The following is a 16,758-nucleotide window of genomic DNA, read 5'->3' as shown; positions in this document are numbered from 1 at the left end:
CGTATCGTGGTTACGGTGCACGCGCTTCGTTCGATTTTCCAACTCATCCTCGACCCGATCGATGTCCGGCTCGATGGCGACCGCGCTTGGGATATCCGCGTTCACGACCCTCGCCTCTTTTGGCGCGTGGCGCTCCATGGCTCGATCGGCCTTGGCGAAGGATACCTCGACGGCTGGTGGAGTTGTAGAGACATCGAGGAACTCGCATGCCGTCTCGGCTCGGCTCGTCTCGAACGCCTCGGGGAGTGGCTGCCGGCCGACATCGCGCGAAACTTGGGCGCGCGCATCTGGAACCAGCAGTCGCGCCCTCGTTCCCGCCGCGTGGCGCGCGAACACTACGACATGGGCAACGACTTGTTCGGTGCATTCCTCGGTCGTTACCGGAACTACAGCTGCGGCTATTTCCACGGGACCGACGATCTGGACGAGGCGCAGCGCCTCAAGATGGACCTCATTTGCCAGAAGCTCGATCTTCGGCGCGGCGACCATCTGCTCGACGTGGGGGGCGGCTGGGGGGAGCTGGCGCGGCACGCGGCGGCCGAGTACGGGGCGCGCGTCACCAGCATCAACATATCCGAAGAGCAAATGCGATTTGCGCGGCAGCACTGCAAAGGGCTGAATGTCGAAATCGTGCGCTGCGATTACCGCGACGTGGCGGGCCAATTCGACAAGATCGCCGCCATTGCCATGTTCACGCACATCGGCTCGCGCAATTATCGAACCTTCATGCGCGCGCTCCACCGCGTGCTGCGGCCGGGCGGTATTTTTCTCGTCGAGGGCGTGTGGGGGAACGTCTCGGTGAACCGCATCGACGCGTGGGTGGACAAATACGTGTTTCCCGGCGCCACCATCCCCTCGGGCGCCCAGACCTTTCGCGCCTTCGAAGGCCTCTTCGTGGCGGAGGACGTCCACAACTTCGGCCCCCACTACGTCGAGACGCTCCGCGCCTGGAACGCCCGCTTCGAGCGCGCCTGGCCCGAGCTCCGCGCGCGCTACGACGAGCGCGTGCACCGTATATTCAGCTATTTCTTCCAGATGATCGCCGGCTTCTTCCGCGCCCGCGCGCTCCAGCATTGGCATTTGGTGCTCACCCCGACCGGCGCGCACCAGCCCAAAAGCTGCCGTACGAGCGACGCCGCGAACGCGCGCGCGAGGGTCGCGCCGCGGGGCGAGCTAGACCCAACCCCGCGCGCGCCCGCGTTGGGCGAGCAGGTCGGCAAAGCGCGCGAGCGGAAAGCGTGTGGCGGCGTCGCGACGGTAGACGGCGGACCACTTCTCTTTGATCCCGGCGCGGGTCAGCCTTCGGGCGACGATTTCACCGCGGGCGAGGCTCGGGGCGACGGCCCAGCGCGATAAGAGGCCCACGCCGAGGCCCGCTTTCACCAGCTCGACGATGGCATCGGTGAGCGGCACGATGGCGGTGCGGGGCATGGCGGCCCGTTCGCTCGCCAGGAGCTCCCGGAGGCGCTCGACGTCGGCCCTCGGCGCGTCGTGGGCAAAGAGCTTTTCGCGTCCGAGCTCGCTCATGGTGAGGTACGGGCGCGCGGTGAGGGGATGATCGGGCGCGAGGATGACCGTCCATTCGTCGGTGAAGAGCGGTTTGACGACCAGATCGCGGTCGCGAACCGGTGAGCTCGCGAGGGCGAGCTCCAGATCGCCGCCGAGGAGCGCGGGGATGGGCTCGCGCGTCGCCTCCATCACGATGCGGACATCGACGTGGGGATGCTCCGACGCGAGCACCTCGAGGACCGGCGGGAGCCAGTGGTAGGCGGTGAAGCACTCCACGGCCAACCGAAACGTCTCGGGTTTGCGCGCGCCGGCGTGGTGCAGCTCCCGCTCGACCCGCGCGAGATCGGTGAGCATGGTGCGCGCCGCGTCCAAGAGCCGCGCCCCGGCCGGGGTGAGCTTCAATTGCCGGCGGACGCGCGTGAAGAGCTCCACGCCGAGCTTTCCCTCGAGCTCGGCGAGCTGATGGCTCACGGCCGACTGGGTCAAGTGAAGGCGCGCCGCCGCGCGCGTGGGCCCGCCCTCTTCGGCGATGGCGCGCACCAGGCGCAGGTGGCGGATCTCGAGCATCGATGACATGAACGGGCCTCATGAAGTCATGTGAAATATGCGTTTCTCACATGATGCCGGAAGCCTCACAGTCGTACCATGTCCAACACGACGTTTCGTTCCCATCGCGAGCAGACCTTCAAGACGTTCAGCCCCGGCGTGCACGTTTGCGTGCTCCGCCGGCACGGCGCGGCCTCCGGGGAAGAGCGCACCATCGAGGCCGGCATGACCTTGCTCTTCCGCATGGATGAGGGCGCGCGGGCCCCGCACCACGAGCACCCCGGCGGCGAGGAGACGTACCTCGTCTCGGGCAAGCTGCGGGTCGGCGAGCGCGTCCTCCTCCCTGGCGATTACCTCTGGACGGCGCCCGGCGAGGCGCACGACGCGCTCGCGGAGGAGGACAGCGTGTTCTTCGTGGTGCTGCCGGACGGCCTCCGGTTCACGGGCGCGTAGCCCGATCCGCCGTCGAGGCGGCGGAGGGCAGTGGCCACGCCTCCCACCCTGCGGGCCAGATGACGCGATCGTAGGCGAAGTGCAGCTCGTCCTCCGCGGGCCACGGCGCGTCGAGCGATTCTTCCACCAGCTTGAACGAGCCGTGGTCGAAGGGTTTCCCGAGCGCGATCAACCGCGGCACGATGCGCTCGCGCAGCCCGCGGCCCTGGAGCTCGCGCGCGCGGTAATGGCAATACGGATTGTTCCCGCGCTTTCCGAGGACGACGGTCGATGTCTGGCTGCACCCCGCGCGGCAGCTTCGCGCGTGCGGGCACGCCGCGCAATATCCCCACATATGCGACGTGCCCTCGTCGGTGCCTGCGGCCATGTTGAAGGTCAGCTCGCGCGACTCCAGGATTTCGCTCAAGCTCTTTTCGCGGACATTGCCGCCGATGAACTCGGAGGGCAGGGTCGGGCAGCCCTTGATCGAGCCGTCCGCGTGAATACCGAGCACGGCGAGCCCCGCCATGCAACCGGCCCACGGGCGGCCGCCGTTGGCCTTGAAGATCATGGAGTCGTAGGGGCCGAAATAACCCATGTTGTTCCCGGGGACGAGGTTCACCTGCTCCTCGTCGGCCGCCCGCAGGCCGATGCGGGCCAAGACCCGGTAGAGATCGTCGAGCTCCCCCGGTTGGACGAGGAGGGACGCGCGATCGGCGGCGTTGCCCATGGGGGTGGTGAGCTGGATTTGCCAGCCCCACACCCCCGCGTCGCGGAGCCGTTCGTAGAGCGCGGGGAGCTCCGGCGCGGACAAGCGATTGATTTGCGTGTTGGCGTGGATCTCCAAACCGGCGGCCTCGAGGTGTCCCAGGGTCTCGAAGCAGAATCGAAACGAGCCTTGGCGGCCGCGGATGCGATCGTGGGTGGCCTCGAGGCCGTCCACCGACACGGAGACGCTGCGAATGCCGGCGTCTTTCATGCGGCGGGCGGTCTCGCGCGAAATCCCATATCCGCCGGTGACCATCGAACAATGCATTCCATGCTCGCCGATGGCGCGCGCGATCGTGAGCCAATCGGCGCGGAGGAAGGCCTCTCCTCCCTCGATGCTCACCTCGGTGATCCCGGCCTCGGCGAGCTGCCGGACCAGATCGAGGGCCTCCTCCGTGGACAGCTCGTTCTCGCGCCGCTCACCGGCGCGCGAGCCGCAGTGGCCGCACGCCAGGTTGCATTTGAGGGTGAGCTCCCAGACCGCATAGGCTTGCCGCCGGTTCGGTGCGGTATCCATGGCCGTTTACCAGGGCCACCAACGCGGCTTCTTCCCTCCCCGAGGCTTGCCCCCCGGCCTGCGGCCCGGCAGGGGGACCCCGTACATCGGGATGAAGGGCGCGGCGCCGCCTTGAACCGATTCGAGCGAGCCGGGATCGAGCTCCTTGCCCTTGTTCGACTCCTCGGCGGCGATGGCGTTCTGCTTCTCGATCACGTCCGTGCGCGGTAGCTTCTTCATGGGATTCCTTCCTTTCGCCAGGAGGGAAGAGCACCTTGCGTGCCGCCGGCACCAACGTTGGTTCGCGCGCAAAAAGAGGGGAAACGAAGCGCGGAGCGCCTAAAATCCGTACCCCGAAGAGGACATGTGGAGCCTGCAGTAGACGATCACCATCATGTCGAGGTGTCGTCGCATTTGTCGCTGTACGCTTTTTCCCGGGGGAGCGCCTCGCCGCAGCGGGTGGCGCACACGGTGGATTGCCCGGGTTTGGCCGTGCAGGCGCTGGTGCAGCTCTGGAGAAAGCTCTTTCGGAACTCGCGGCAGAAGCTCTCGTTGTAGCTCTTTCGAAGGCTCTTGCAGCCGGGCACCGTGCACCCGATGGACGCAAGGAGAAGGCACCACGAGAGCCCCTGAGCGATTCGTGCCATGCGCCGAAATATAGACGCGACGATTCGCACCGCACGGCATTTCGAAGCGGCTATTGCAAGTAGCTGGCATCGTGGGTCACCGAGGGGCGGTCCGCATCGATGTATGGACTACATCGTTTGGAATCCGCCTTTGGTGCATTTAGCCTTTTGCCTTTATGAGCTGCTCGGCCTGTGCGGCCCGCTGCCGGTAGAGTTGCGCTTTGCTGCGATCGCCGAGCTGCTCGTAGACGCGGGCGAGGCGCTCGCACGCGTCTTTGATGTCCACATTACGTTTCATTTTTTCGGCGAGCGCGAGCGCTTCTTGGTAGTGGCGTACGGCAGAGTCTCTCTGATTGTCGCGCTCGTCGACTTTGCCCAAGAACATGTGCGCGTCCAGGGCACCGCTGTCGGAGTGTTGCTCGCGGGCGATCTCGAGCGCGTCGGTCAGATAGATGCGCGCCCGACCCGACTCGCCTTTTTGCAGCTCCAGATCGCCAATGGCGATGTAGGCGTGCGGTACGTTGCGCGTAAGGCCCCCGCGGATGCGCAAGAACGCGCAGCGGCGCTCGTAGCGCAGGGCTTCGTCGAGGTTCCCTTCCTCGGCGAAGAAGAAGCCGAGGTGCCGGATCGGGTACGAGAGCGCGATCGGATCGTCGGCGCGCTCGGCGAGGGCCGCGGAGCGCTGGTAGTGGGCGCGCGCTTCGTTCTTTTTGCCCTCTTGTTCGTACGTGAGCCCAATTTGAAAGAGGTTCATCGCCTGACCGGAGAGATCGCCCACGGCCTCGTAGTGCGCCAGCGCCTCTTGAAATCCGCGGCGGGAGGGGTCGTAGCTTCCACCGTTGAAGAGGACGCCCGCGTAATCGTACCAAGCCGCGGCGTCGATGCTCGCGGCCAGCGCTTGCCGGTTGCCGCTGCGCCGGGCGGTGGCGAGGGCCTCGTCGAGGGTCTTTCGCGCCTCCTTTGGATCCATGGTGCCGTAGAACGCGCGGTCGGCGACCAGGGACGCGACCCCCGCGTGGACCTCGGCCAGAGCGGCGCCATCTCCGCTCGCTCGAACGCGCTCGAGGGCCGCGCGCAACGTTCGCTCGGCGGCGTCGAACTCACCGCGCCGGCGCTGCGTGCGCGCGAGCTCGCCCGCCGCCTTGGCGAGGACCATGGACGAATCGTGCGAGGGGGCGCCGGCCGTGGATGAATGGCGCGATTCGCCCGATTCGGGCCATGCTCCACCGGATGCGGACGGTGCACATGCTGCGAGGATGCATGGAAGAGCGAGAAAACAGGCCGAACGCGCAAAGATGGACATGGGAGCAGAATGCCCGCATTCATTGCAATGAGCTATCTGAATTTTGAATGAATGAACGAAGTCCGGTGTGCGCGCTCAGCCCGAGGCGGCCCCCGCCCACGGCGAAACGACATAGGCCGCGCCGCGGTTGATCCCGGTGCGCGCCTCGCGCACGACCGCGTTGGCGCAGGCAAAGTAGTTCGGGAATACGGCGTTTTGCTCGGTGCGGACTTCGTAATGGCGCGCGAGCGCTTCCATGGCGTCTCGGGGGAGGCGCGTGTCGGCCACGACCCAAGGCTCGCCGCTGACGTCGATGCGCGGGTGGTGCACGGCTTCGTCGAGGGTCATGCCGCGGTCGAGCAAAAAGACGAGCAGCTGCATCACCGCGGGGAAGATCCTGCGTCCGCCCGATGCGCCCAGCGCGAGGGTGGTGCCGTTGCCCGCGCGCGCCACCACCGGGCACATGTTCGATAGCGGGGTGCGGCCGGGGCCCATCGAGTTTGGCCTGCCCGGCACGGGGTCGAACCACATGAGGGCGTTGTTCATGAGGATGCCGGTCTCGGGCAAGGTGGCCCGCGAGCCAAAGGCCTGCAAGAGGGTCTGCGTCAAGGAGACGGCGTGGCCATCGCGATCGATGACGCTGATTTGCGTGGTGCAGGTGGGCTCCGCCACGTCGGGCGAGGGGCCGGTGTTGGCGAGGCGCGCCTCGTAGGTGCGAAGGAGCGATTCGGCGAGGGCGGGGAACAAGATGGCGTTGGAGCGAAGATCGTCGGGGCGCGGGGTGAGCGCGGCGAAGCGGCCCAGCGCCTCGAGGAGGGAGGGGCCCGCGGTCAGGCCCGGGACGGCGTAGATGGTGGCGTCGCGGTAGCGCGCGCCGTCGAGCGCCTGGATCGCGGGCTGGTAGCGCTGGAGATCGTCCAGGGTCAGGCGCGAGCCCAGCGACTTCGCGTCGGCGGCGATGGCGGCGGCGAGATCGCCGCGGTAGAAGTCGTCGCCGCCGGCTTCGGCGATCTGGCGCAAGGTGCGCGCGAGGCGCGTTGGCCTTAGGCGCATCTCGGGATCGTCGTCGGTGGTCGGGACCGCGCCGTTGGGAAGATAGACGTGGGCCGTGTGCTCGTAGCGGGCGATCCCCCGGAGCGCGGTGGCGATGCGAAAGGTCCAATACCAATCCACGGGCAGGCCCTCTTCCGCGCATTGCGCGGCGGGCGTGATCAATCGCGCCCAGGGCGTGCGGCCGAATCGGCGGTGCGCGAGCCATGTGCCGGCTACCAGACCGGGGACGCCGAAGGAGTACGGGCCCTCCATGTTGCGGTTGTCGAGCACCCCGGGCCACGAAAAGATGCTGGGGCCGGGCGCGCCCGTGAGCGGGTAGTCGGCCGGGTCCAGCTGCAACGGGGTTCGTGCGCTGAAGTCGATGCCGTAGGGCTCCTGCCCCGCCAGCGCGACCACCATGTGCCCGATGCCGCCGATGCCGCTCTGCCATGGCTCGAGCACACCCATGGCGAAGCTCGCCGCGATGGCCGCGTCGACGGCATTTCCGCCCTCGGCCAGCACCTGGGCGCCGATCTCGGAGGCGCGATGGTGCTGGGTGACGACGATCCCCTGCTCGGACGCGATGGGCGGCTTGCGCACCTCCCATGTTTCGATGTTCCTCACCGCGCCAATTTACCTACACGGGGCCATCCGCGCGACCGGCAATTTCCGAGCGCGATCTCGCCGTTCCCGCGCGCCGCGGCTCGCTCGAGCGCCGCCACGCGGAAGGCGCCGCCACCTGCACGCGTCGCCCCCTGCACGCGCGCCACCACCTGCACGCCCCGCAACACGGCGCAACAGGGGTGCAACAGGTGCGCTCGTGGTTCCGGTGGATTTCGAGCCCGTCGCGCGGGATGAATCGCAGCTTTTTTCCGTGATCCGGAGGGTGGCGTGGGTTGGCGCGGCGGCTGCAAAGGGCCCAGGCGACGGCGCGAGACGCGCATCTTCATCGCTACATCGGTTTTGGCTCATTACGAATGACGGGGATATCCATGTTGGGAAAGTATCGATTCATGTTGTTGTCGCTGGCCGCCGGAAGCGCGGCGCTCGCCCTCCCGGGCACGGCCAACGCGCTGACGGCCGGCGGTGGGGCCATGACGAGTTGGTCCGGCTGCGAATGCAACGCGGGATCGCTCACGTACACGGACGATCAGATCTCGCTGTGGCTGAGTGAAATGCAGGATCTGGGGGCCACCAAGAAGTTCTTCTTCGTCAACGACTCGTGGGCGAGCGACTTGATCGAGGACAAGCTCGAAGGCGGCGACGATCGCAGCTACGGCGACAAGGTGGACTTCTACGCCCACTCGAGCCACGGCAACGCGCCGACGGACGGGAACGGCCGCCAGACGTTCACCACCCCCATGTGCCAGGGCGGGCTCGCCAAGAGCTGCAGCTTCGACGCGAACCAGTCGCGCATGGGCGAGGCCGCCGGCTCCGGGCAGAGCACCTACGCGTCCCCGTACCCCGGCAACGCGCGCTGGTGGCTCTTCTTCACGTGCTTCAGCGTGCACGACAAGCCGAACGAGCAATGGTCGCAGACCTTGGCGCGCGGCGGCGACGCCGTCCTCGGCTACCGCGGTACGTCGGCCGACGCGTGGACCACCGACGAGGTCGGCCGCGATCTGGCCGACGCGCTGTTCGACGACGGCGACACCTTGAAGGGCGGCTGGTTCTGGGCCGCCGAGGACTGGGCCATCAACGACGTGGCCTCCATCGTCGCCTCCGGCAACACCCGCGACAACGCCATCTGGCGCCGCGATCACCTGCGCGCGAGCTCCGCCCGCCGCACCTCCAGCAGCAACCATACGTGGTTCGCGTGGGCCTGGCACGAGGGCTGATCCGAGCGCGCGGCGAAACGAAAAATCCAATCACTAAATTCGATATCGAGGAATTCAGCACATCATGAAGGCAAACAAAGTTTATTTCGTATTGGCAAGCATCCTCGGCCTCGCGTGCGGCCCGCTGACGACGTCGGGCTGCGCGGTCGACGAGCCCGCGGAGACCGCGCCCGAGCAGTCCGCGCGGGGAGCGAGCGCCCTCGAGCCGACCGTGAAGGGCGTCTCCGAGCTCCGCGCCCGCGCGGGTCGAAACGGCCTCCTTCGCGACGAGCCGGCGACCGTCAACTTCGACCGCGTTCGCGCCGCCTTCGAGCAGAAGCAAACCTTCGCGGGCAAGCTCGGCATCTACGAGCTCGCGCCCGTCGCCGACTCGACGGTGACGTTGCGGACGCGCGCCGCGGAGCTGGGGATCAACGGCGAGATCGTGAAGAAGTTGAACCACGCGGCCATCTCGGACGGCGTGAACGAGCTGCGCATCGGCGATCGAAGCGGCGCCGAGATCTTTCTGCTGACGAACCTCTTTCACCAGGGCGAGGGCACTTACGAGACCAAGAGCGACGAGGACTACGTGGCCCTGGCCACCCGCCGCGCCGAGGTGGTGGGCAAGTCGCTTCCGCTGGCGTCGCTCTATCCCTACAAGGTTCGCCGCTACAAGAACGCGGTGGCCGAGAATGAGGGCCAGCCGGACATCACGACATACCAGATCGCGGTGGCGTTCAATCAGAGCATCGACGATCTGCCGCTCATCGGCTCGGGCGGAAAGCTCGTGATTCATATGGCCACGGACGGGACGCCCGTCGGGCACGAGAGCGTCGTCCGGAGCGTCCAGAAGACGGTGAAAGAGCTCGACGGCTCGGCCCTCTCCGATCCGCGCGATGCGCAGGCGGAGGTCGAGGCGCGGCTCGCGCGGCGCGGGGTCGATCCGCGTCAATACCGCGTCGTTCGCTCGGAGTTCGGTTATTATCGGCTCGGCCGCGACAATACGCAAAACGTCGTCGCGCCGCATTATGGGTTCTTTTACGAGCCGGTGGACGGGGTCTCCAAGAAGGTGATCGAGTTCGTCCCGGCGCTGAAAGACTCGTCGCTGCGCGGCATCGCGGAGCGCGACGTGTCCGAAAACGATGCGCGCAAGGCCGCGCACCGCACGGCGCCCGACGCGCGACGTTGACGAGACGTCGGGCCGCGCGACGTCGAGGCACGCGATACCGAGGCACGCGATACCGAGGCACGCGATACCGAGGTACGCGACGCTGAGACGTGCGACGTCGAGGCGCGCGAGGTCGAGGCACGCGACACCGAGGCGCGCGACGTTGACGAAGGCAAGAAACGTTGGGCGAGTCATGGCCGCAAATGCGCGCGAAGAGGAGCTTTGCGGCCTCGTTGTCACCCTGACATGTTGTTCGATGGCAAACGAAGTGGTCTGCTCGCACGATGGAGGTCCCTATGTCGCACGCGCGGATTCCGATTCTCTTTGCCATGTCCCTCGTGGCCTCGGCCTGCGGCGCTGCACCGCCGTCGTCCGGTGAGCCGCCCCTCAGCGGGGCCGAGTCCACGGATGCCACCAGCCAAGCCGCCACGGGCAAACGTCAGCTCAAGGTGGCGCTGTTTCCTTATCTCCCGGCCGACGTCGACGGAAAAGCCGGTTTGGCGCGGTTGCGCGATATGTTGGAGGCGAAGTTCGAAGAGCAGAATCCTCGAATCGATTTGAAGCTCGCCGACTTCGATCCCGACGCGCCCGAGTTCTACGACAAAGCCGGTTTGGCCGGCTGGCTGCGCAATGGGACGTACGACGTCATCGAGATCGATACGCTCATGTTGGGCGAGGTGGCGAGCGAGCTCGCGGAGTGGAGCTCGCCCGCGCGGTTCGACTGGCACCCGGCGGGCCGGGAGGCCATCACGTACCGCGGGCGCACGTATGGTGTGCCGCACCTTCTATGCGGCCACTTCGTCTACACGCGCGATCCCAACGTGGTAAAAGCGCGGAACGTAATGGACTTCGCGGACCGGCTGAAGGCCATGCCGAAGCCGGCGGCCAAGCTGGGGGCGCGCTTCCGCGGGTCGTTCAACCTTCCGTCGTTCTTCTTGGATGCGTACGAAGACGGGCATCCGGGGGCTTCGCTCGATGGCTTGATCGCGCGGCCCGAGTTCCCCGATCAACAACTGGTGAACGGGCTGGGGGCGCTCGTTCGCACCTGTGCGGTGGGGGGCACGAACCCGTGCTTGGACGACTCGTATCCCGACGCCACCGTGGCCATGGATGATTTTGCGATCGAGAGAACCGGCGCGTACATCGGCTACTCCGAGTCGCTGCATCGTATCTTGATGAAGCGCAAAGACACGGCGCCCATCTATGTGGCCTCCGCCCCGATGGGTGCCGGCTCCTATCCGCTCTTGTTCACCGACGCGCTGGTGCGCCGCAAAGCCTGCAATGGCGCGTGCGCACGGGATGCGCAAACCTTCGCGGACTTCCTCGATGCACCGGCGACCATGGAGTTGCTGATGATGGGCGACGATCTCGAGTCGGGCGTCGCTCGGTATTTGCTGCCGGCGACCAAGAGCGCGTTCAAGGCTCCGCGGGTCGCAGCGAATGCCACGTACCGTGAGCTCGAACGCGCGATTCGCGTGGGGGAGCCGTTGCCCAACCACGACTTTTACGATCACGTGGTGGATGGAACGCGCTCCAAGGCGATGCTCGAGGCGCTGAAGAAGGTGCAGTAGGGGCGCGCGGCGCGCGGAGCTGGGGCGATTAGACCTTCAGCTCCGCGGGGGGGATGCGCAGCTCGAGCGCCTCGGGCCAGGCCAACTACGCGGCCGCCAACGCCTACCTCGATGCGCTCCCCCGCGAGGATCACGGCGCCAGGGATTGCTGGATTTGGCGGTCCGCGAGCTTCTTTGCGGCTTCGGCCAGCGCCCTTTCCTTGGCGGTGAGCTCCTTGTCGTCGTTGCCCTTGTCGCGTTTTCCGCTCGACGGCTTGTCGTCACCGCCGCCGGCTGACGCCTTTTGCGGCTTCTCCGCCTTTTCGGCCGGGGCGGGTTTGTCCGGCCGGAGCGCGGGCTTTTCGCTCTTTCGCTCGGCCTTGACGTTCGCCTTCTTCATCGACGCGGTGCCCGTCGCCTCGGGCTTCGCAGCCTCCGCCTTGACCGTCGCGGGCGGAGCCGGCGCGGCCGTCTTCGCGGGCGCGGCCGACAGCGGCTTGACGCTCACCGGCAGCGATGTCGCCGGGGTCGACGCCGGCCAAGCCGCCGCACCCGCCGACGCAGACGCCGCACCCGCCGACGCAGACGCCGCACCCGCCGACGCCGCGCCCGCCGACGGCAACTGCGGAAGTGCCGACCCGGGCGCCGGCGCAGCCGACGATTCACCCGTCGCCGGCGCCGAAACCGCGGTCCCCGCCCCCGATCCCGAAGCGGAAGGCCCCGCCACACTCCCCGACGCCAACGCCGACGGCGCTTGAAGAGCCACCGCCTCCGGCGCCTTCGGAAGGCTCTGCGCACCCAGCATCTCCCTCGGCGCGTGCACCAGCTCCTCGAGCGTCTCGAGCAGCTCGCGCGCGGTCGGCTCACCGCCATGCGCGAAGAACGCAATCACCAGCCCGCCGACGAGCACCCCCAAGACCACCGACATCGCGAGCCGCAAGGCCCACGAACGACGAGGGGGCTCCGCCACCAAGTGCATCGCGCGAACTTTGCCCGATACATCGGGGCGCGCGATCGCAGGTGCGAGCGGACGGCGGCTCGACACCCGCAGCGGCCCCACGACCTTGGGGATCACGGGGGGCGGCGGCGACGAAGCGATCGCCTGCGGTGGTGTGGCGGTGTAGATGCGCCGGGGCGACGCGATCACGCCTGATGAGCCCAGATCGGGCCGCACACAGGTGCGTTCATCGCGCTCGCTGTCATCGTGGAGAACGGGGATGTCCGAGCCTTTCACGCGCGGAAACGCGGCCGACCTATCCACGTGCATGGCGTCGTGATCCGTGGCCCCGACAGACTGTGGAGCCATCGCCGATTCGATCGAACGCCGCGGCACGGTGACCGCTTCGTCCTCGTTCCATCCACCATCGGGATTCCCAGGGGTCGCCTGAAAAAATAAGGCGGAATCCTGCGATACGATTGGAAAGGCAGAGCGTACCTCTCCATGTTGTCGGGCCTCACCCGCTCGGGGAGGCGTTCGAGCGGCAGGCAGCTTGCGCCCGCGTCGCCCGTTCGAGTCACCTGCACTGCTCTCGCGCAACGAAACCACGCGTGGCAGTCTGCAGCGATTGCGCCAAAATGCCCCAGCCGGGAGGTTTAGCTCGATTCCATGGACATTATAACGTCCTGGGTCTCGCAACCGGTCGCGAGTCTCGCGCGCGGCGAGCGAGCAAAACGCCGGATCTGGGGGTCCGATGATCCATTAGCGCGTACGTCCTACCTCGGCCCCCTCGCCGGGCGATCGCGGGGAAGAGTGCTAGGCTGAACCCCCCGAACATGCCTGACGGACAAGCGCCTACATCGATTCCAGTCCCGCGTCATCTTCACTCGGTTCGTTATGAGATTCGAGGACCGCTCGCGGCCCGAGCGCTCGAGATGGAGCGCCAAGGGGCCGAGGTCATCAAGCTCAACATCGGCAACCCCGCCGCGTTCGGCTTCCGCACGCCCGAGAGCATGCGCCTGGCCATCGCCGAGCACCTCGGGGAGGCCGAGGGCTACGTTCATCAGAAGGGGATCCTCCCTGCGCGCGAGGCCGTCGTGGCCGAAACGCAGTCGCGCGGGGTGCGCGGGGTCACGGTCGACGACGTGGTGCTCGGCAACGGCGTGTCCGAGTTGATCCTCATGTGCCTCGAAGCGCTGCTCGAGCCGGGCGACGAAGTGCTCGTCCCCTCCCCCGATTACCCCCTGTGGACCGCCGCCGTCGCGCTCACGGGCGCGCGCGCCGTTCATTATCCATGTCGCTCCGCCAACGGATTTTGCCCCGATCCCCAGGAGCTCGAGCGCCTCATCACCCCGCGCACCAAAGCGCTGGTGCTCATCAACCCGAACAACCCCACGGGCGCCGTGTACCCGGCCGCCATCGTGGAAGCGCTGGTGCGGCTGGTGGAGACGCGCGGCCTCGTCTTGTTCTCGGACGAGATCTACGATCGCATCCTCTACGATTGCGCCCAGCACACCTCGGTCGCAGCGCTGTGCCACGACACGCTGTGCGCCACCTTCGGAGGGCTCTCCAAGGTGTACCGCGCGTGCGGCTACCGCGTCGGATGGGTGAGCTTCAGCGGGCGAAAATCCCACGCGAAGGAGTACCTCCAGGCCGTCGATCTGCTCGCGTCCCTCCGTCTCTGCAGCAACGTGCCCGGACAGTGGGCGGTGCAGACGGCCCTCCGCGGGCACCAGACCATCTACGATCTCACGGCCCCCACCGGCCGCCTCGGTCGCCAGCGCGCCGCCGCGCTCGAGGGCATCGCCCGCTCCAAGTACCTCGACGTGGTGGCCCCCACCGGTGCGATCTATGGCTTCGTTCGCGCCAACCGCGAGCTGCTCCCCGGCTTCGACGATGAAACCTTCGCCATGGCGCTGCTCGAGGAGCAGAAGGTCCTGGTGGTGCCGGGCTCCGGCTTCAACGTGGACTACAAAGACCACTTCCGCATCACGCTCCTCCCGGACGAGGGCACGATGCGCGAGGTTTTCACGCGGATCGAGGCCCTCCTCGACACGTGGTCGACCGCGGCGGTGGCCAAGTAGCGCGCGCTCTGCTATCCCATGGTCATGCACATGTTTGCCGTCGTCTCGCGCTATTGGTGGCTCCCCTAACAGGGCGGCCCGTCGCGAACGATCGCATCTTCCAACAGGCCGTCTCGAGTTCGAGGCGGCCTTCGTTGTTTTCGAGTGCACGCCAAAGACCCCGAGACCGCCCCAACCCGGAGCAGGTCTCATGCATCACGACGAATATCGAACCAAAGGCGGAATCACCGTTCACCGTGAGGTGGAGGAGCTCATTTACCCAGGTGGATCGGGCGGGGCCGGCGGGTCGACCGACATTCAATCGCTGGCCGCGAAGCTCGACACGCGCCGCGGGGTGCTCCTTTCGTCGAGCTTCGAGTTCCCCGGGCGCTACACGCGGTGGGACACCGGGTTCGCCGATCCGCCGCTCGCCATCACCGCGCGCGGCCGCAGCTTCGAGATCGAAGCCCTGAACGCCCGCGGCGCGGTGCTCCTGCCCTCCATCGCCGTAGCCCTCTACGAGCAGGACGCCTGTGCCTCCTTGCGCCCCAGCCCCATGTGCATCGAGGGCGAAGTCAACGCCCCCGCCGAGCCCTTCCCCGAGGAGCAACGCAGCCGCCAACCCACGGTCTTCTCCGCGCTCCGCGCCGTGACGGACCTCTTTCACTCGGACGACGATCACCTGCTCGGCCTCTACGGCGCCTTCGGCTACGACCTCGTCTTCCAGTTCGAGCCGATGCCCTTGCGCCTCCCGCGCGCGGCCGATCAGCGCGATCTGGTCCTGTACCTGCCGGACGAAGTCCTGGTGATCGATCACATGCGGCGCGCGGCATCCATCGTCCGCTACGACTTTGCCATCGCCGGCCGCACCACCGCGGGCCTTCCGCGCACCACCCCCGAGGCCCCGTACCAACGTGAGCTCGCAGGCCCGCCCCCGCCCGAGAGCGACCACGCGCCGGGTGAGTACAAAAAGGCCGTCGAGCGGGCACGCGAAGCTTTCGCGCGCGGCGATTTGTTCGAGGCCGTGCTCGCGCAAACGCTGTCCGCGCCATGCCGCGAGGCGCCCAGCGCCATCTTCCAGCGGCTGCGCAGCACCAACCCCGCGCCCTACGGCGCCATGATGAACCTGGGCGACGGCGAGCTGCTGGTCTCCGCCTCGCCCGAGATGTTCGTGCGCACCTCGGGCAAGCGCATCGAGACGTGCCCGATCGCAGGCACCATCCACCGCGGCGTCGACGCGCTCGAGGACGCCAGCCGCATCCGCGAGCTCCTCAACTCCGGCAAGGACGAGGCGGAGCTGACGATGTGCACCGACGTCGATCGCAACGACAAGTCGCGCGTGTGCGAGCCGGGCAGCGTGCGCGTCATCGGGCGGCGGCAGATCGAGCTCTATTCGCGCTTGATCCACACCGCCGATCACATCGAGGGCATCCTGCGCCCGGAGCTCGATGCGTTCGACGGATTCCTCAGCCACGCCTGGGCGGTCACCGTCACGGGCGCGCCCAAGCGATGGGCGATTCGATTCATCGAGCAAGAGGAGAAGAGCCCGCGCCGTTGGTACGGGGGCGCCATCGGCAGGGTCACCTTCGATGGCGACATGAACACGGGCCTCACCTTGCGAACCATTCGCATGAAAGACGGCCTGGCCGAGGTGAGGGTCGGGGCGACCTTGCTCCACGACAGCGATCCCGAGGCGGAGGAAGCGGAGACGCGGCTGAAAGCGTCGGCCCTGCTCTCGGCGCTCCGTGCCGGATCGGCGCCGCGGGCCACATCGTCCGCGCGGGCCGCGCGCGAGGCGGGCACGCGTGTCCTGCTGGTCGATCACGAGGACAGCTTCGTGCACACCCTCGCCGGCTATCTTCGAGTGGCCGGCGCCCAGGTGACCACCCTGCGCCCGGCCCTGGCGCGCGCCGAGCTGCGCGCGGGGCGTGAGCCGGATCTGATCGTGCTCTCGCCGGGGCCGGGGCGGCCGAGCGATTTTGCCATGGAGGAGACGCTCGCCCTTTCGCTGGGGCGAGGGCTCCCGGTGTTCGGCGTTTGCCTGGGGCTGCAGGCCATCGTCGAGTACTTCGGCGGCACGCTCGACGTGCTCTCCTTGCCCATGCACGGAAAGTCGTCCACCGTGCGGGTGCTCGGCGGGCGCGTGCTCACGGGCTTGCCCACCCGGTTCGCGGTGGGTCGCTACCACTCGCTCCATGCGCGCCGCGCGCTCTTGCCGCCGGAGCTCGTGGTCACGGCCGAGACGGGCGAGGGCGCGGTGATGGCCATCGAGCACACGACGTTGCCGATCGCGGCCGTGCAGTTTCATCCGGAGTCGGTGATGACGTCGGCCGACATCGGGCATCGGCTGATCCAACGCGCGGTGAGCGTGCTGACGCGCGAGCTCCGTCCGTTGGAAGGCGCGGGGGCCACGGGCGCCGCCAACGCCACGGGCACCGCCAACGCCGCGAGCGCTGCCAGCGCCATGGGAGCGGCGGACATGGTATCGTCGCCCGCGTGAGCCGACGCGCCAACGCCAGTCTTCGCTGCCCG

The 16,758-nt window shown here is 67.6% G+C and carries 13 protein-coding genes and 1 pseudogene; 7 read left to right on the top strand and 7 right to left on the bottom strand.

Annotated elements, in window-relative coordinates; translation table 11 throughout:
• The first annotated feature begins 15 nt into the window (after positions 1–15).
• Positions 16–1,050 (top strand): annotated as a pseudogene (cfa, locus tag LZC94_45860) (cyclopropane fatty acyl phospholipid synthase).
• A gap of 123 nt (positions 1,051–1,173) precedes the next feature.
• Here cfa and LZC94_45855 read toward each other — a convergent pair.
• The gene (locus LZC94_45855) at positions 1,174–2,085 is read right to left on the bottom strand and encodes a LysR family transcriptional regulator (protein ID WXB15133.1); all 912 of its coding nucleotides are present in this window, start codon (positions 2,083–2,085) and stop codon (positions 1,174–1,176) included.
• Between the two features lie 69 nt (positions 2,086–2,154).
• On the opposite strand from LZC94_45855, the gene LZC94_45850 reads away from it, so the two are divergent.
• Positions 2,155–2,508: a cupin domain-containing protein gene (locus tag LZC94_45850; GenBank protein ID WXB15132.1), complete on the top strand. Its 354-nt coding sequence runs from the start codon at positions 2,155–2,157 to the stop codon at positions 2,506–2,508.
• Here LZC94_45850 and LZC94_45845 read toward each other — a convergent pair.
• From LZC94_45845 to LZC94_45825, 5 genes are all read right to left on the bottom strand, one after another.
• On the bottom strand, positions 2,495–3,772 hold the full coding sequence (locus LZC94_45845; protein ID WXB15131.1) for a radical SAM protein: 1,278 nt from the start codon (positions 3,770–3,772) through the stop codon (positions 2,495–2,497). The genes LZC94_45850 and LZC94_45845 overlap by 14 nt on opposite strands.
• 6 nt (positions 3,773–3,778) lie before the next feature.
• Positions 3,779–3,991: a hypothetical protein gene (locus LZC94_45840; GenBank protein WXB15130.1), complete on the bottom strand. Its 213-nt coding sequence runs from the start codon at positions 3,989–3,991 to the stop codon at positions 3,779–3,781.
• Between the two features lie 152 nt (positions 3,992–4,143).
• Positions 4,144–4,398, bottom strand: coding sequence for a hypothetical protein (locus LZC94_45835; GenBank protein ID WXB15129.1), 255 nt, complete (start codon positions 4,396–4,398; stop codon positions 4,144–4,146).
• A gap of 139 nt (positions 4,399–4,537) precedes the next feature.
• Positions 4,538–5,533 carry a tetratricopeptide repeat protein gene (locus LZC94_45830; protein ID WXB15128.1) on the bottom strand — a complete coding sequence of 332 codons (996 nt, stop codon included), beginning with the start codon at positions 5,531–5,533 and terminating at the stop codon, positions 4,538–4,540.
• A 222-nt stretch (positions 5,534–5,755) separates the two neighbouring features.
• Positions 5,756–7,315 (bottom strand): gamma-glutamyltransferase family protein, encoded by a 1,560-nt coding sequence (locus LZC94_45825; GenBank protein ID WXB15127.1) that lies wholly within the window; start codon positions 7,313–7,315, stop codon positions 5,756–5,758.
• Positions 7,316–7,704: 389 nt separating this feature from the next.
• Here LZC94_45825 and LZC94_45820 point away from each other — a divergent pair, with 389 nt between their 5' ends.
• The 3 genes from LZC94_45820 to LZC94_45810 all read left to right on the top strand — a co-directional run bounded on the left by LZC94_45820 (position 7,705) and on the right by LZC94_45810 (position 11,247).
• Complete coding sequence (locus tag LZC94_45820; protein ID WXB15126.1) at positions 7,705–8,529, top strand: DUF6345 domain-containing protein; 825 nt, start codon at positions 7,705–7,707, stop codon at positions 8,527–8,529.
• Positions 8,530–8,593: 64 nt separating this feature from the next.
• On the top strand, positions 8,594–9,697 hold the full coding sequence (locus LZC94_45815) for a hypothetical protein (protein WXB15125.1): 1,104 nt from the start codon (positions 8,594–8,596) through the stop codon (positions 9,695–9,697).
• Positions 9,698–9,972: 275 nt separating this feature from the next.
• On the top strand, positions 9,973–11,247 hold the full coding sequence (locus LZC94_45810; protein ID WXB15124.1) for a hypothetical protein: 1,275 nt from the start codon (positions 9,973–9,975) through the stop codon (positions 11,245–11,247).
• A 130-nt stretch (positions 11,248–11,377) separates the two neighbouring features.
• On the opposite strand, the gene LZC94_45805 is transcribed toward LZC94_45810, so the two are convergent.
• Entirely contained in the window at positions 11,378–12,493 is a 1,116-nt protein-coding gene (locus tag LZC94_45805; GenBank protein WXB15123.1) for a hypothetical protein, read from the bottom strand.
• 506 nt (positions 12,494–12,999) lie between these two features.
• Here LZC94_45805 and LZC94_45800 point away from each other — a divergent pair.
• Both LZC94_45800 and LZC94_45795 read left to right on the top strand, forming a co-directional pair.
• Complete coding sequence (locus LZC94_45800) at positions 13,000–14,247, top strand: aminotransferase class I/II-fold pyridoxal phosphate-dependent enzyme (GenBank protein ID WXB15122.1); 1,248 nt, start codon at positions 13,000–13,002, stop codon at positions 14,245–14,247.
• A gap of 190 nt (positions 14,248–14,437) precedes the next feature.
• Positions 14,438–16,726, top strand: a complete 2,289-nt coding sequence (locus LZC94_45795; GenBank protein WXB15121.1) for an anthranilate synthase component I — start codon at positions 14,438–14,440, stop codon at positions 16,724–16,726.
• The last annotated feature ends 32 nt before the right edge of the window (positions 16,727–16,758 follow it).

Source organism: Sorangiineae bacterium MSr11954 (assembly GCA_037157815.1).
GTDB classification, from domain to species: domain Bacteria; phylum Myxococcota_A; class Polyangia; order Polyangiales; family Polyangiaceae; genus Pendulispora; species Pendulispora albinea.
The sequence above is the reverse complement of the archived record's forward strand: the minus strand, read 5'-3'. Positions and strand labels throughout refer to the sequence as shown.

Coding starts and splice junctions, on each gene's coding strand:
- LZC94_45855 (WXB15133.1), bottom strand. CDS start 2,085: ATGTCATCGATGCTCGAGATCCGCCACCTGCGCCTGGTGCGCGCCATC.
- LZC94_45850 (WXB15132.1), top strand. CDS start 2,155: ATGTCCAACACGACGTTTCGTTCCCATCGCGAGCAGACCTTCAAGACG.
- LZC94_45845 (WXB15131.1), bottom strand. CDS start 3,772: ATGGATACCGCACCGAACCGGCGGCAAGCCTATGCGGTCTGGGAGCTC.
- LZC94_45840 (WXB15130.1), bottom strand. CDS start 3,991: ATGAAGAAGCTACCGCGCACGGACGTGATCGAGAAGCAGAACGCCATC.
- LZC94_45835 (WXB15129.1), bottom strand. CDS start 4,398: ATGGCACGAATCGCTCAGGGGCTCTCGTGGTGCCTTCTCCTTGCGTCC.
- LZC94_45830 (WXB15128.1), bottom strand. CDS start 5,533: ATGGTCCTCGCCAAGGCGGCGGGCGAGCTCGCGCGCACGCAGCGCCGG.
- LZC94_45820 (WXB15126.1), top strand. CDS start 7,705: ATGTTGTTGTCGCTGGCCGCCGGAAGCGCGGCGCTCGCCCTCCCGGGC.
- LZC94_45815 (WXB15125.1), top strand. CDS start 8,594: ATGAAGGCAAACAAAGTTTATTTCGTATTGGCAAGCATCCTCGGCCTC.
- LZC94_45810 (WXB15124.1), top strand. CDS start 9,973: ATGTCGCACGCGCGGATTCCGATTCTCTTTGCCATGTCCCTCGTGGCC.
- LZC94_45805 (WXB15123.1), bottom strand. CDS start 12,493: ATGCACGTGGATAGGTCGGCCGCGTTTCCGCGCGTGAAAGGCTCGGAC.
- LZC94_45800 (WXB15122.1), top strand. CDS start 13,000: ATGCCTGACGGACAAGCGCCTACATCGATTCCAGTCCCGCGTCATCTT.
- LZC94_45795 (WXB15121.1), top strand. CDS start 14,438: ATGCATCACGACGAATATCGAACCAAAGGCGGAATCACCGTTCACCGT.